The following is a 13,114-nucleotide window of genomic DNA, read 5'->3' on the forward strand; positions in this document are numbered from 1 at the left end:
GGTGGCGGTGGGCGGCGGGGTCAGGGCGAACGCGTCCTTCTGGGACGGGGTGGTGCCGGCGTCGGCGACGGCGGTGTCGATCTGGGTCACGAGAATCCTCCATGCGTGGTGCACGCGGCGGCCCGTCCCTCGCGGGGCTGCGCAAGGCCGGATGGAGGATCACAGTGGGGAAGCGGCGTCGCAGGGAGCGAGATCGTACGGACCGAAGGCCGGCGTCCCCTGCGTCACCAGCCCTCTCCCCCCGGAGATTCCGCGGCCGGCACCGCGCGGTGTGCTACGCGCGGCTGTCGGCAGGTCTTCGGACTCATGGGCGCGAAGGGCGAAGCCTTCTTCCTACGTCCGCCGCTTCCCGAGGCGTGGGGCCTCAGTGCTGTGTGGCGGGTTCGTTCCCAATTACCGCTGCGGGGCAGTGCCGGAGTGGCGCGAGCGCGTCACCGGCTTCCCGTTTTAATCCCGTGGCTTGCGGCCACCGGAACCGACGGCCACAAGATAGTGGGGGGTATCGGAAGCGTCAACACCAAATGTTGTGTGGAACAGCGGGTGTCGGCGCGGCGCGGGTTTCACGGATTGGGCCCGCCTCGCGAACCTTCGTAGGGCGGGCCTTGGCCCACCATCGCACGCGTCGGGGGCCATGGAGGCGTGACGACACCGCCGCTCTCCAGGCCGCGTCGCGAGGTCCAGCAGGGCGACGGCGGGCCAAGGCCCGCCCTATGTCAGCGTTGCAGCGCCGCGATCGAGGCGTCCTGCGCCTGCGCGTACAGCGCGAACGGGTCGTGGATCGTCTTGCCCAGCGCCGCTTCGAAGGCCTCCTGGTTGGCGTGCGCGTCGTAGGCGCGCTGTTCGCCGCCGCCCAGGTTGGACTGGAAGATGCCGGCGGCGCTGACCGGCAGGAAGTCCTCGTAGACGATCGGGTCGACGACGGCGTGGCCGGCATCGACCAGGGCGTCCGGCGTCATCGCTGCGCGCTCGGAAGCCGGCAAGGCCGCACCGCTCTCCGTCAGGCGGTAGCGGAAGTAGCCCAGCCCGTCGCGACGCAGCGTCGCTTCGTCATCCGGGAAGGCCGCGAACGCCGCCGCCAGCCGCTGCGGGTAATCCGCCGACGTGTTGCCGGCACCGCCCGCCTGGCGCACCTCCGCCAGCAGGCGGTCGTAGAGGTCGCGGCCGGCCGGCGTCAGCGCCAGGCCGCGCTGCTCGATCTCGCCGAAGCGTGCGCTGTGGCTGCCGGGCACCAGCGTGCCGGTGGCATCGGGAAAGGCGACTTCCTCTTCCAGCGCCTTGAAGCTGGTCTGCCGCAGCAGGATCGGCACCGCGCGGCGCGGCGGGCCCTCGATCTGCGCCTTGGCCTGGATGCCACGTTCCAGCATGGCCGCCTGCGCGGCGTCGATGTCCAGCGTGCGCGGGGTCAGGTGGTTGATGTGCGGACCGCGGAAGCTGACCACGTCGGCGACCAGCCGGTGCAGGCCGAGCAGCGCGCGGTAGGTCTCCAGCGCGACCGTGGCATCGCCGTGCCAGCGGAAGGTTTCCAGCACCTCGGCGACGAAGCGCTGCGCATCGGCTTCATTCAATCCGCCGTCGTGTTCGGCCTGCGCCACCAGCGCACGCGCGCCGGCGGTGAAGATGTCGCGCCTGGCCAGGATCGTCTCGGCTTCGCCGCGCAGCGCGGCGTCGGCGATCAGTTCCAGCCGCAGCAGCGAGGTGAAGATACGGAACGGGTTGGCGGCGAGCGCCGCTTCGGTCAGGGGGCGGAAGGCGGTCGCGTGCACCGGCACGCCGGCCATGGTCAGGTCGTAGTAGCCCACCGGGTGCATGCCCATCAGCGCGAACACGCGGCCCAGCATCGCCAGTTCGGCCGGCGTGCCGACGCGGATGGCGCCGTGGCGTTCCAGGTCCAGCCGTTCCGTCTCCGCGTTGCGCGCCAGCCGTGCGGCCAGTGCGGGATCCTGCTGCAGCGTCGCGTCGTTGATCTCCCCGACCAACTCGATCAGGTCGCCGTACAGCGGCACCTCGGTGCGGTACATGTCGGACATGGCCTGGGCGAACAGGCTGCGGATGCGGTCGGGCGTAACGAAGGCGGTCATGGGACTCGGCAGGCGGGCGGCGTGGGGCCGCCGGGGGTGCGTATTGTCGCCGCCTGCGCAGACGCGGGCCAGCAGGCGGGCCGGGCGTCGTCAACCTGGCCGGGGATGGCGCGTTGTCCCGTCCGAGGTGACCCCATGACGCCGACCCCGCTGTTCCGCACCGGCCTGCTGGCCTGCGTGCTGCTCGCCACGCTGCCGCCGCTGGCCGCACAGACTTTCCGCGAACGCCTGCACGACATGCGCGAGGCTTCGCGCGAGCCGCCCACGCTGCCCGCCGGTGCACGCGCGATACGCGATGTCGCCTATGGCGACGATCCGCGCCAGCGCTTCGACGTGTACCTGCCGGCACAGCCGAAGAACGCGCCGATCCTGCTGTTCGTCCACGGCGGCGGCTGGGCCAACGGCAACAAGGACAACCCGGGCGTGGTCGAGAACAAGGCCGCGTACTGGCTGCCGAAGGGTTACATCCTGGTCTCCACCAACTACCGCATGCGGCCGGACACGGCGCCACTGGACCAGGCGCGCGATATCGCCCGCGCGCTGGCGGCCGTGCAGAAGCGCGCACCCGAGTGGAACGGCGATGCCTCGCGCGTGCTCTTGATGGGCCATTCCGCCGGTGCACACCTGATCGCGCTGGTCGGTGCGTCGTCGACGCTGTGGCGCGAGGCCGGCGCTACCCGGCCGCGTGGCGTGGTCTCGCTGGACAGCGGTGCGCTGGACGTGCCGCTGACGATGCGGAATCCGCCGCTGCGGCGGATCTACGACGTCGCCTTCGGTCGCAATCCCGAGGACTGGGTCGCCGCTTCGCCTTACCACCAGCTCACCCGCGACGCGGTGCCGATGCTGTTCGTCTGCTCCTCGCGCCGCAAGGACGCCTGCCCGCAGGGACGGGCGATGGCCGAGAAGGCGAAGACGCTGGGCGTGGCGATGGACGTGCTGCCGGAGGATCTCTCGCATGGGGAGGTGAACCGCGCACTCGGAGTGCCGTCGACCTACACCGCCGCCGTCGACCGCTTCATCGCGTCCCGCATGAGCTAGGCCTGGACAGCGTGCCTTCGATCAGCGGGGGCGGAAGGTGTTGCGTACCCGCTTCGAGGTCAGCATGTACGGCACCCAGATGGCGGCACCGACGAGGCCGCGCGTCATGTCGCTGACTGCCTGCGCGTCATGCGCTTCCATGAGCGCCGGGATCTTCGCGCCGAAGAAGAAGAGCACCAGCATCAGCACGGCGTTGGTGAGCATGAAGGTGATGTGCAGCCGCGGAAACCAGCGCGAACGCATGAAGTACAGGCAGATCGCCACCAGCGCCATCACCAGCAGCACGCCATTGCCGCCACCCTCGAGCAACAGCAGGGGCCACCACAGCGGGTGATAGTGCTCGCTGCCCGGGGTCGTGAGCAGGGCGTAGGTGCCGTCGGCGACCATGGGTGCGACCTGGTTGCCGAAGTACCCGAGGATCTTGAGGACGGTGAGGGCCAGTCCGATCATCGGCAGGATCAGCCAGCCACCCAGGCCTTCGGGGCCACGGTTTCGCTCTTCCTTCGTGCTGCGGAAGACGAGCGGTTCACCGGCATACTGGTTCGCGGGCAGCGGCGGCGGCACCGGTGCCTGGTACGGATTCTCGGACATGCGTTCCCCCTGCTGCCGCCAGCCTAGCGGGTCCGTCGCACGCGCCGCAATGGTCCGCACGGACATTGTCGGGGCAGCCGACGCCTGCGGGCGATACAGGTGCGAAGCAGCGAGACTTGCCCTCTCAGCGGGTGATCCGCACGGCCCCCAGCGCTTCCTGCAACCGTGCACGTGCCGTCGCCTCATCGAACGGCGGCGTGGCCGGCGGGTCGTAGACCTCCGGGCGGGTGCCGGCGACCAGCAGGTCGATGGCGATGCAGCGCTCGTTGCGCACGTGGCGGTACGCGTCGACTGACTGGTAGTGGCTCATCGCAGCGTCGCCGGCGCGGAAGTGCATGAAAGGCTGGCCATCGATGCGCACCTCGTCGGGGTCTTCCGTCGTCGCGCCTTCCGGCGGATCCAGGCAGGTCACCACCGCATGGCTGTCGGTGCTGGTGCCGATGCGCAGCTCGGCGGCGGTGATCTTGTCCGAGCCGTCCAGCACCAGTGCGACCAGTGGTTCGCCGCGCATGTCGGGTTCGGCAAACGTCTTCCATGCGCCGGCGGACAGGTAGTCGCGGGTGAAGTCGCGCTTCAGCGTGAAGCCTGTCGTCGGCGCGAGCGCGAGGCCGATCTCGTCATCCGAGAACTGGAACTGCGGCGCTTCGCGTCCGGTGACGGGTGGCGCGGGATCGGCGATCTCCGCTGCGTTCCGCGTGGCGGCCTCGACGTCTTCCTGCTCTGGTGCGCGTTCGCAGCCGGCGAACAGGGCGGCTGCGAGAATGGCGAACAGCGGAATCCGGACGATGGGTTTCATGGCGGGCTCCTCCGCGACGGTTGTCTGGAGTCTGGCAAACCGCACGTGAAGCGGTTGCGTGAACGCCCTATGCCGTCAGCGACCGGCTGCACCCGCCTGGTTGCCGGGCGGCGGAGGCGGCGGAGGCGGCGGAGGAGGCGTCCCGTCGGTACGTCCGGCAATCCACGCCGGGGGATAGCTGTCCGGAAGCGGCTTTACGCCGTAGATGGCCTGGATGACCGGAAGGATCTCCGGACGGCGCAAGTTCTCCTTCAGGTCGCGAGGGTCGTAGAAACCGTCGAGGTCCAGCAGGGAAGCATCCGCCGGCGCCAGTGCGATCGTGTCGCCCTTCGCATCGGTGGCGATCAGGTAATGGCGTCCAACCACGAGGCTGAGTCCGCCACACCAGGTGCTGTGGAACGTCAGGTGTCTGTAACGCGATGCGTCGCGGAAGAGGTGCTGCACGGGCGTGATCTTTCCTTCCGCCCATACCCTGCGGGCCGTCGAGCCCTCCTCGCGATAGCGGGTTTCGTCGAGGCGGAAGACGAACACCGCCGTGGCGCGCTTGAGCGCGGACCGGAACGTCGGTGGCTCGGGATAAGAGCAGGCATGCACCGCCCTCGGGGCGCAGGCAAGCGAGATTCCCAACAGGATGCCCGCGGTCCACCGGATCATGGCGTCGCCCTCCGTATCGCGGTCGACTATCGTCGCTGCGATGAGGTGGCGTCAATCGAGGGGAGCCGCGCTGCGAGACGGGGGAGCGCTTCGGCCGCCGTCGCACGCCAGACATGGTCGGCCTCTGCCGACAACGCGGTCGGTTCCGGATTTATCTCCACCACGGTTGCGCCATGACGACGCGCCAGCGCGGGCAGGCCGTCCGCGGGATAGACCAGTCCCGACGTGCCTACCACCAGCATCAGCGTGCACTGCGTCGCGGCCCCGGTGGCCGCATCCCAGGCGTCGTCCGGAAGCGCTTCGCCGAACCACACCACGCCGGGACGGATGCGATCACCGCACGCATCGCAACGCATCGGTTCGACCCGCTGCAGACCGTCCACGTAATCGTCGAGCGGACCCTCGTGCGCGCGGCTGCAGGCGAAGCAGCGCAGTGCGAACAGGCTGCCGTGCACGTGCGCATCGACCGTGCTGCCCGCGCGTTCGTGCAGGTCGTCGACGTTCTGGGTGACCAGCGACAGCGATACGCGCTGCGCAAGGTCGGCCACGGCGCGATGACCGGCGTTCGGCTGTGCGTCGCGGACAAGCTGCATGCGCCAGCGGTACCAGCCCCAGACGAGCGCGGGATCCTCGCGCCACGCTTCAGCCGTCGCCAGCCGCATCGGATCGAAGCGCGACCACAGGCTGTCGTGGGTGCCGCGGAAGGTGGGGATGCCGCTTTCGGCCGACATGCCGGCACCGGTCAACACGCAGATACGGCCGCCGCCGGGGATCGTCCGGTGCAGCGCGTCGGTGATCGCGGCAGGCACCGTGTCCATGCGCTCAGGCCTTGTGCGGTGTCGCCAGGTACTCGGCGCTCTGCATCTCGATCAGGCGCGAGGCGGTGCGTTCGAACGCGCCCTGCAACCGCGTGCCGGTGTACAGCGCGGTCGGTGCGGCGGCCGAGGTGCAGACCAGGTTGACGTGGCGGTCGTAGAGTTCGTCGATCAGGTTGACGAAGCGCCGCGCCGCATCCTCGTTCATGCGGTCGAAGGTCGGGATGCCGCCCAGCAGCACGGTGTTGAACTCGTGCGCGACCTCGATGTAATCCGTCGTGCCACGCGGGCCTTCGCACAACGCGGCGAAATCGAACCAGGCGATGCTCTTGCCACGGCCGCGTACGGGAATCTTGCGGCTGTCGATCTCGATGTTGCCGGCGTGCGCCGCTTCGCCGCCGGTCAGTTCGCACCAGCGCGTCGCCAGCCAGGCATCGGACTCGCCATCCAGCGGAGAGCGGTACACCGGCGAACGCGTCAGTGCACGCAGGCGATAGTCTTCCTGCCCGTCCGAGCGAAGCACCACGCAATGCTGCAGCAGCAGGTCGATGGCCGGCAGGAAGCCCGCGCGCTGCAGGCCGTCCTTGTACAGGTTCTCCGGCGCCGTATTCGACGTCGTCACCAGGCTGATGCCCTCGGCGAACATGCGGTCCAGCAGGCGCGCCAAGAGCATCGCATCGCCGATGTCGGTGACGAAGAACTCGTCCAGCACCAGCACGCGCAGCTTGCCGCGCACCTCGCGCACGATCTTCGCCAGCGGATCGCTCTCGCCGGCATGTTCGCGCAGCCGTTCGTGCACGCCACGCATGAAGCGGTGGAAGTGCGTGCGGTACTTGCCGCCGCCTTCGCCGTGCGCCTTGTTCTGCGAGACCGAATACGTCGGCAGCGGCAGGGTGTCGTAGAACAGGTCGACCAGGAAGGTCTTGCCGCGCCCGACCTCGCCCCAGTAGTACAGGCCCTTCACCGTTTCGGGTGGTTTGGCGAACAGGCGGCCGAACAGGCCTGACGAGGCCGGCTCCGCCAGCAGTGCGGCGTGGATACGGTCCAGCTCCGCCAGCGCGGGATGCTGCGCCGGATCGTCCTGCCATTGCCCTTGCGCCGCGCCGCGCGCGTAGACCTGCGACGGCGTAGGCGCCGTGATGCGTGCGTCGCCCGCCATCACGCCGGCACGTAGCCTTTCATCGCATGCTTGATGGCGCCGCGCAGGTCCATCAGCTTGCGGTGGAAGAAGTGGCTGGTCTCCGGCATGCGGATCAGTTCCGGCGGCTGCTTCAGCGTATCGATCCAGTCGTACACGGCCTGGGGCTCGACGATCTCGTCCTGCTCGCCCTGGATCACCAGCCACGGGCACGTGGGTGGCGTGATCGCGGCGAAGTCCCAGCGACCGGCCGGCGGCGCGATCGAGACCAGCGCGTCCGGCTGCAGGTCGGCGCTGGCGCGCAGCGACACGTACGCACCGAAGCTGAAGCCGGCCAGCCACAGCTGCGTGCCGGGACGATGTTCGCGTACCCACTGCACCACCGCGCGCAGGTCGTCGGCCTCGCCGTCGCCGTGGTCGAACAGGCCATCGGACGCACCGGTGCCGCGGAAGTTGAAGCGCACCGTCACCGCGCCCAGTTCGCGCAGGCTGCGCGCGGCCATCACCACGACCTTGTTGTGCATCGTGCCGCCCTCGGTGGGCAGCGGGTGGCAGACCACCGCGGTGACCGGTGCCACCGGTTCGCCGTCTTCCGGCCAGTCGATGTGGGCCTCGAGTGCGCCGTCGGGGCCCTCGAGGGTGATCGGGCCGGAGGCCGTCGGGAAAGCGGGGTTCGTCATGCGGCCATGATAAGCCCTGCGCCACGACGTGTTCCCCACCGCCGTGGAACGCACTACCGACGAAAGCCCAAGCGCATCGCGCGGCCGGGTATGCGATCCTGCGGGCCCCACGTCGTATCCCGCTGCACCATGGCATTCGATGCCTTCGCCCTGATCCTGGCCATGCTGGCGCTCGGCATGGCGTTCGCCCGCCTGCGCGCCTTCCCCGACAACGCGGGCGACGTCATCAACCGCGTCGTGCTGTACGTCTGCCTGCCGGCGGCGATGCTGACCTACGTGCCGCGCCTGCGCCTGGACACCTCGTTGATGGGCGTGGTCGTCACGCCGTGGCTGATGACCGTGGCCACCGTCGCGCTGGTCGCGCTGGCGTCGCGCATGTTCAAGTTCCGTCGCGACGAGCATGCCGTGCTGCTGCTGTGCGTGGCGCTGTGCAACAGCAGTTTCATCGGCTACCCGATGGTGCGCGCACTGCTCGGCGAGCACGCGTTGCCCTACGCCGTGGTCTACGACCAGTTCGGCACCTTCATCCTGCTGTCGACATTCGGGCTGTACGTGCTGGCGCGCTACGGCGGCGATGCACCGCCAACGGCGCGCGAGATCGTCCTGCGCATCCTGAAGTTCCCGCCGGTGTGGGCGCTGCTGTTCGGCCTGACGCTGATGCCGGAGCAGCCGCCGGCGTGGATCGCCTCCGCCCTGCAGAAACTGGCCGACGCCATGCTGCCGCTGGTGATGCTGGCGGTTGGCCTGACCCTGCAGCTGAAGTTGCCGCGCGATGAGCTGAAACCGCTCGCCGTCGGACTGCTGCTGCGCCTGCTGGTGATGCCGGCGCTCGCGGTGCCGCTGTCGCTCGCGTTCGGCATGCGCGGGGAGATGCTGCAGGCGAACGTGCTGGAGTCCGCCATGCCTACGATGATCACGGCCGCCGCGCTGGCGATCTCGCATCAGCTCGCGCCGCGCCTGGCTGCCGCGCTGGTCGGCTACGGCATCCTGCTGTCGCTGGTCACGCTGCCGATGTGGGCGTGGGTGGTGCAGCGGCTGGGGTGATACACGCCGAAGTTGGCGCGCGAGACGGCTTCATGCGAACGTGCGACCTCGTTTCCCGACAGGAGTGGGCAATGCGCAAGGCGGGCAGGGTAGGTCTGTGGCTGGTGTTGCTGGCATCCGTGTCCGCGTCATTGCCGGCACTCGCGCAGGAGGGTCCGCCACCGGAGGTGCCGGGCCGGGTCGAATCCGATCCGCAGCTCGCGGCGGCCAGCAAGGCCTGGCATGACGCGTGGCGCGCGAATGTCGAGACGCATCTGCGGTCCTTGCGGCGCGCGGCACGCCGCGCGACCTGCTCGTCGCGGGCTGGTTGTGGCCGATGCAGTACGACGAAGCGGGCCGGCCGGCAGCGGCCTCCTGGCGATTGGCGCGCGGATGGATCCAGGCTGCGTACTCGGGCAGTCGCGGCGACGATCCGCTGGTGGACTGGGCGCTGCTCAACGCCTGCGCGAAGACGGACGCAAGGTGCGACCGCGAGGTGCTGCTGGAGCGCGTGATCGCGGCCGACCCCGGCAATGCCGAACCGTTGCTCACCCGTTACGCCGATGCCGTCCAGCGCAACGACACCGTGTCGGCCGAGCGGTACTGGCAGGCCGCGACCCGCGCGACGCGATACCGTTCCCGTGCCAACGAGACGGGCCTGCTGATGGCCGAGACGCTGCGACAGATCCCGATGCCCCCGCTCGATCCTGCCCTGGCAGCGGCGATCGGCGAGGACTTCATGCTGGGGCGCGCGGCCACGCCGCACGACATGCCCGATGCCGTGGTGATGGCGATGAATGCCGCCATCGCCATTCCGGCCTTGCATCCCATCACGCAGCGATGCCGTGCGGAGGTCGGTCGATTGCCGGCCGACACCCTGTCCGCCTGCAAGCGGCTCTACACGCTGCTGGCGGATGACACGTCGACGCTGTTGTTCCCCGCCATCTCGCTGCCACGCCTGGTGGAATGGGCCGACACCGCTGCCGAGCGCCACATCGCTCGCGAACGCCTGCGCCGTTTCGCCTGGGTCCACGAAAGCATCATGCAGCTGTACCAGCGTCCGGCGGATGCGCGGCGGATGCCGGAGGACTACATCGACGTGTTCCTGCGCGATGGCGAACTGGCTGCCATGCAGCGCCAGTTGGAAGCCAACGGCATCGCTATCCTGCCGCCCGCGGGTTGGCAACCGGACGATCCGCAGTACCGCGCGGCGCTCACCGGAAGCCCAGCCGCGACGCGCTGACGGGTCACCGTCAGGCGATCAGCCGCTTCGAGCGTCGCTGCTGCATGCCCCCGTCCTGCGGGCGTTCAGCCCACGTCGCCGCCATCGCCCGCACCGCCTGCACCAGCTGTTCTTCCGGCTTGGCGTAGGGAATCCGCAGCCAGCTGTCGGCGCCGCCTTCCACGCTGAAGACCGGGCCGGGCGCCAGGTAGATGCCCTGCCGCTCCATGTCGGCGGCCAGTTGCGTGGCGCTGCCGTGCGGCATCCGCACCCACAGCGTCAGGCCGCCATCGGGCAGGCGGAAGCGCCAGTCCGGGAGGTGTTCGTGCAGCGCCTGTGCCAGCGCGTCGCGTCGCTGCCGCAGCTGTTCGCGACGCACGGCGAGGAAGCTGTCGGTGCCGAGCATTTCCGCGACCACCAGCTGGTCGAACAGCGAGCTGCCCAGGTCCATCTGCACGCGCGCCGCGACGATGCGGTCGACGGCGTCGCGCGGTGCGCGGATCCAGCCCACGCGCAGGCCGCCCCAGCACAGCTTCGATGCGCCGCCGACGGTATAGGCGCCGGGCGAATGCACCGCGAACGGCGCGGGCATCGGCGCGTCCGTCAGGCAGGTCGACTGCAGCGTCTCGTCGATGATCGCGGTGGTGCGCGTCGCGTGCAGGGCCGCGGCATAGCGGGCGCGCTGCGCGTCACGCATCAGGAACCCGGTGGGGTTCTGGAAATCGGGAATCAGGTAAGCCAGGCGAGGCGCCGTCTGCCGCAGCGTCGCCTCGATCGCGGCCACGTCCCAGCCCTCGTCGCCGAGCGGATCGGCCATCGGCGCGCTGACCAGTCGTGCGCCGCCGAGGCGCAGCGCTTCGATCGCGTTGGAGTACACCGGCGATTCGATCATCACGCGGTCGCCCGGACGCGACAGCGCACGCGCGACGATGGCGATGGCCGACAGCGCGCCCGACGTGATCACGATCTGTTCCGGCGCGGTGGGCAGGCCACGGCGCGCGTAGTCGGCCGCGACCAGTCCGCGCAGCGCCGGCAGGCCCGACGGCAGGTAGCCGTCGCTGGCCAGATAGGCGGGCAGGGCGGTCATTGCGCGCGCATAGGCGGCGGCAACCCCCGGCGTGGCGCCGCCGGCGGCGCAGTTGAGGTCGATCACGCCCTCCATCGCATGCGCCTTGCCGACCGCATGCAGGGCATGGTCATGCGCGCGCCGCCGGTCGACCGGTACGGCCGCATACGTGCCCGCGCCCTGGCGGGCGGTGGCGAAGCCGGCCGCGACCAGGTCCGCGTACGCGCGCGTGACGGTGTTGCGCGACACGCCCAGCGCCTGGGTGACGGCGCGCTCGCTGGGCAGGCGGATGCCCAACGGAATCCGGCCGTCGCCGATGAGTTCCTGCAGGGCCTCGCGCAGGCCACGGTAGGCGGGTGTGCGGGGGAAGTCGCCGACCAGCGTGGCGAGACGGTCAGGGGCCAATGCGCGTTCCATGGGGCCACTATGTCACGATTGGCTCTAGTGGAAAGGGCCAATCCGGAGGATGGTGGCCCCATGAAACCGCCCACCACTCCCACCGGACTCGCCAACCTCGGCCCCCTCGCGCAATTGAAGGCCGGCCGCCTGCCGGAACGCCTGCTGCGCCTCCTCGTCGGACTCTGGCTGTACGGCCTGGCCATTGCGCTGATGATCGAAGGCGCCGTCGGCGCGTCGCCGTGGGATGTCTTCCACCTGGGCGTCTCGCACCACGTGCCGCTGTCATTCGGCATGGTGATGGTGCTCACCGCGGTGGCCGTACTGCTGGCATGGATTCCGCTGCGGCAGATGCCGGGCCTGGGCACCGTCGCCAATACGCTGCTGCTGGGTCCGTTCGCCGATCTCAATCTGGCCCTGCTCGATACGCCGGAAGGTCTGCCGTTGCGTTGTGCCTACCTGGTGGCCGGCGTGGTGCTCTGCGCGGTCGCCACCGCCATGTACATCGGCGCGCAGCTGGGACCCGGCCCGCGCGATGGCTTGATGACCGGCCTGGCCCGCCGCACCGGCTGGTCGATCCGCCGCATCCGCACGCTGATCGAAGTCACCGTGCTGGTGATCGGCGTGCTGCTCGGTGGCGTGGCGGGCGTGGGCACGCTGGTGTTCGCCTTCGGCGTGGGGCCACTGACGCAGTTGTTCCTGCGCTATCTGGTGGTGCGTCTGGATCCGCCCACCGCGGTCGTCGGAGAAACACCATGACCCCCACGATCCTGCGCTACAGCGCGTTCACCCCCGATCCCGAAGGGGGCAATCCCGCCGGCGTGGTGCTGGATGCGCGTGGGCTCGACGCCGCCGCCATGCAGCGCATCGCCGCCGATCTGGGTTACTCGGAAACCGCCTTCCTGCTGCCGCGCGCCGATGGCGAACTCGACGTGCGCTACTTCAGTCCGCTGGCGGAAGTGAGCTTCTGCGGGCACGCGACGATCGCGGCGATGGTGGCGCAGGCACGCGACCAGGGTCCGGGCACTTTCGTGCTGCATACGCAGGCCGGACGCGTGCCGGTGACGGTCGATGCCGGCTTCACCGCCACGCTGACCAGCGTGCCGCCACGCACCGCACCGATCGATGCGGCGGATCTCGGCGCATTGCTGGCAACGCTCGGCTGGCGTCACGACGAACTCGATCCCCACCTGCCGCCGGGGCTCGCGTATGCGGGTGCCTGGCATCCGGTCATCGCGGCCGCCACGCGCGCACGCCTTGCCGACCTGCACTACGACTTCGATGCGCTCGCTGCACTGATGAAGGCGCGCGGCTGGACCACGGTCAACCTGGTCTGGCGCGAGGACGCGCAGACCCTGCACGCACGCAATCCGTTCCCGCCGGGCGGTGTGGTGGAGGATCCCGCGACCGGCGCCGCGGCGGCCGCACTCGGTGCCTACCTGGCATCGCAAGACCTGCTCCCCGCGAGCCGCGTCTTCGTTGTCCACCAGGGCCACGACATCGGTCGCCCGAGCCTGCTGGACGTGGAGGTTCCCGCCGACGTGCGCGACGGCGTGCGGGTGAGCGGAGCGGCGGTGGAGATCGTCGCGGGCTGACCGCCTTCGCACCGCCTTGACT

The 13,114-nt window shown here is 69.9% G+C and carries 13 protein-coding genes and 1 riboswitch; of the genes, 5 read left to right on the forward strand and 8 right to left on the reverse strand.

Features of this window, described 5'->3' with window-relative positions:
* Positions 1-272: 272 nt before the first annotated feature.
* A riboswitch (cobalamin riboswitch) is annotated at positions 273-495 on the reverse strand.
* Positions 496-713: 218 nt separating this feature from the next.
* The gene (gene hglS, locus ACSQ1W_RS19505) at positions 714-2,078 is read right to left on the reverse strand and encodes a 2-oxoadipate dioxygenase/decarboxylase HglS (RefSeq protein WP_436045586.1); all 1,365 of its coding nucleotides are present in this window, start codon (positions 2,076-2,078) and stop codon (positions 714-716) included.
* Positions 2,079-2,213: 135 nt separating this feature from the next.
* Between hglS and ACSQ1W_RS19510 the strand changes: the two genes are divergently transcribed.
* Positions 2,214-3,116, forward strand: coding sequence for an alpha/beta hydrolase (locus ACSQ1W_RS19510; RefSeq protein ID WP_436045588.1), 903 nt, complete (start codon positions 2,214-2,216; stop codon positions 3,114-3,116).
* 21 nt (positions 3,117-3,137) lie between these two features.
* Here ACSQ1W_RS19510 and ACSQ1W_RS19515 read toward each other — a convergent pair whose 3' ends face one another.
* The 6 genes from ACSQ1W_RS19515 to ACSQ1W_RS19540 all read right to left on the reverse strand — a co-directional run bounded on the left by ACSQ1W_RS19515 (position 3,138) and on the right by ACSQ1W_RS19540 (position 7,790).
* Complete coding sequence (locus ACSQ1W_RS19515) at positions 3,138-3,707, reverse strand: DUF2569 domain-containing protein (protein WP_436045590.1); 570 nt, start codon at positions 3,705-3,707, stop codon at positions 3,138-3,140.
* 124 nt (positions 3,708-3,831) lie between these two features.
* Entirely contained in the window at positions 3,832-4,503 is a 672-nt protein-coding gene (locus tag ACSQ1W_RS19520) for a hypothetical protein (protein ID WP_436045591.1), read from the reverse strand.
* Between the two features lie 75 nt (positions 4,504-4,578).
* Entirely contained in the window at positions 4,579-5,157 is a 579-nt protein-coding gene (locus ACSQ1W_RS19525) for a hypothetical protein (RefSeq protein WP_436045593.1), read from the reverse strand.
* A gap of 26 nt (positions 5,158-5,183) precedes the next feature.
* Entirely contained in the window at positions 5,184-5,975 is a 792-nt protein-coding gene (locus ACSQ1W_RS19530) for an SIR2 family NAD-dependent protein deacylase (protein WP_436045595.1), read from the reverse strand.
* A 4-nt stretch (positions 5,976-5,979) separates the two neighbouring features.
* Entirely contained in the window at positions 5,980-7,113 is a 1,134-nt protein-coding gene (gene zapE / locus ACSQ1W_RS19535) for a cell division protein ZapE (protein ID WP_436046253.1), read from the reverse strand.
* A gap of 17 nt (positions 7,114-7,130) precedes the next feature.
* Positions 7,131-7,790, reverse strand: a complete 660-nt coding sequence (locus ACSQ1W_RS19540; protein ID WP_436045597.1) for an alpha/beta hydrolase — start codon at positions 7,788-7,790, stop codon at positions 7,131-7,133.
* Between the two features lie 129 nt (positions 7,791-7,919).
* Between ACSQ1W_RS19540 and ACSQ1W_RS19545 the strand changes: the two genes are divergently transcribed.
* Both ACSQ1W_RS19545 and ACSQ1W_RS19550 read left to right on the forward strand, forming a co-directional pair.
* On the forward strand, positions 7,920-8,834 hold the full coding sequence (locus ACSQ1W_RS19545; protein ID WP_436045599.1) for an AEC family transporter: 915 nt from the start codon (positions 7,920-7,922) through the stop codon (positions 8,832-8,834).
* Between the two features lie 229 nt (positions 8,835-9,063).
* Entirely contained in the window at positions 9,064-10,056 is a 993-nt protein-coding gene (locus ACSQ1W_RS19550; RefSeq protein ID WP_436045601.1) for a hypothetical protein, read from the forward strand.
* A 10-nt stretch (positions 10,057-10,066) separates the two neighbouring features.
* Here ACSQ1W_RS19550 and ACSQ1W_RS19555 read toward each other — a convergent pair whose 3' ends face one another.
* Positions 10,067-11,518, reverse strand: coding sequence for a PLP-dependent aminotransferase family protein (locus ACSQ1W_RS19555; protein WP_436045602.1), 1,452 nt, complete (start codon positions 11,516-11,518; stop codon positions 10,067-10,069).
* 60 nt (positions 11,519-11,578) lie between these two features.
* On the opposite strand from ACSQ1W_RS19555, the gene ACSQ1W_RS19560 reads away from it, so the two are divergent.
* Positions 11,579-12,256 carry a YczE/YyaS/YitT family protein gene (locus ACSQ1W_RS19560; RefSeq protein WP_436045604.1) on the forward strand — a complete coding sequence of 226 codons (678 nt, stop codon included), beginning with the start codon at positions 11,579-11,581 and terminating at the stop codon, positions 12,254-12,256.
* Positions 12,253-13,092, forward strand: coding sequence for a PhzF family phenazine biosynthesis protein (locus tag ACSQ1W_RS19565; RefSeq protein ID WP_436045606.1), 840 nt, complete (start codon positions 12,253-12,255; stop codon positions 13,090-13,092). The genes ACSQ1W_RS19560 and ACSQ1W_RS19565 overlap by 4 nt, the downstream gene beginning before the upstream one ends.
* Positions 13,093-13,114: the final 22 nt, after the last annotated feature.

The sequence above is a fragment of the Pseudoxanthomonas sp. LjRoot143 genome, assembly GCF_964252945.1.
Classification (GTDB): domain Bacteria; phylum Pseudomonadota; class Gammaproteobacteria; order Xanthomonadales; family Xanthomonadaceae; genus Pseudoxanthomonas_A.

Excerpts from the sequence above, each read along its gene's own strand:
- ACSQ1W_RS19510 (WP_436045588.1), top strand. The coding sequence starts at position 2,214 with ATGACGCCGACCCCGCTGTTCCGCACCGGCCTGCTGGCCTGCGTGCTG.
- ACSQ1W_RS19530 (WP_436045595.1), bottom strand. The coding sequence starts at position 5,975 with ATGGACACGGTGCCTGCCGCGATCACCGACGCGCTGCACCGGACGATC.
- hglS (WP_436045586.1), bottom strand. The coding sequence starts at position 2,078 with ATGACCGCCTTCGTTACGCCCGACCGCATCCGCAGCCTGTTCGCCCAG.
- ACSQ1W_RS19560 (WP_436045604.1), top strand. The coding sequence starts at position 11,579 with ATGAAACCGCCCACCACTCCCACCGGACTCGCCAACCTCGGCCCCCTC.
- ACSQ1W_RS19515 (WP_436045590.1), bottom strand. The coding sequence starts at position 3,707 with ATGTCCGAGAATCCGTACCAGGCACCGGTGCCGCCGCCGCTGCCCGCG.
- ACSQ1W_RS19525 (WP_436045593.1), bottom strand. The coding sequence starts at position 5,157 with ATGATCCGGTGGACCGCGGGCATCCTGTTGGGAATCTCGCTTGCCTGC.
- ACSQ1W_RS19540 (WP_436045597.1), bottom strand. The coding sequence starts at position 7,790 with ATGACGAACCCCGCTTTCCCGACGGCCTCCGGCCCGATCACCCTCGAG.
- ACSQ1W_RS19520 (WP_436045591.1), bottom strand. The coding sequence starts at position 4,503 with ATGAAACCCATCGTCCGGATTCCGCTGTTCGCCATTCTCGCAGCCGCC.
- ACSQ1W_RS19545 (WP_436045599.1), top strand. The coding sequence starts at position 7,920 with ATGGCATTCGATGCCTTCGCCCTGATCCTGGCCATGCTGGCGCTCGGC.
- ACSQ1W_RS19555 (WP_436045602.1), bottom strand. The coding sequence starts at position 11,518 with ATGGAACGCGCATTGGCCCCTGACCGTCTCGCCACGCTGGTCGGCGAC.
- ACSQ1W_RS19565 (WP_436045606.1), top strand. The coding sequence starts at position 12,253 with ATGACCCCCACGATCCTGCGCTACAGCGCGTTCACCCCCGATCCCGAA.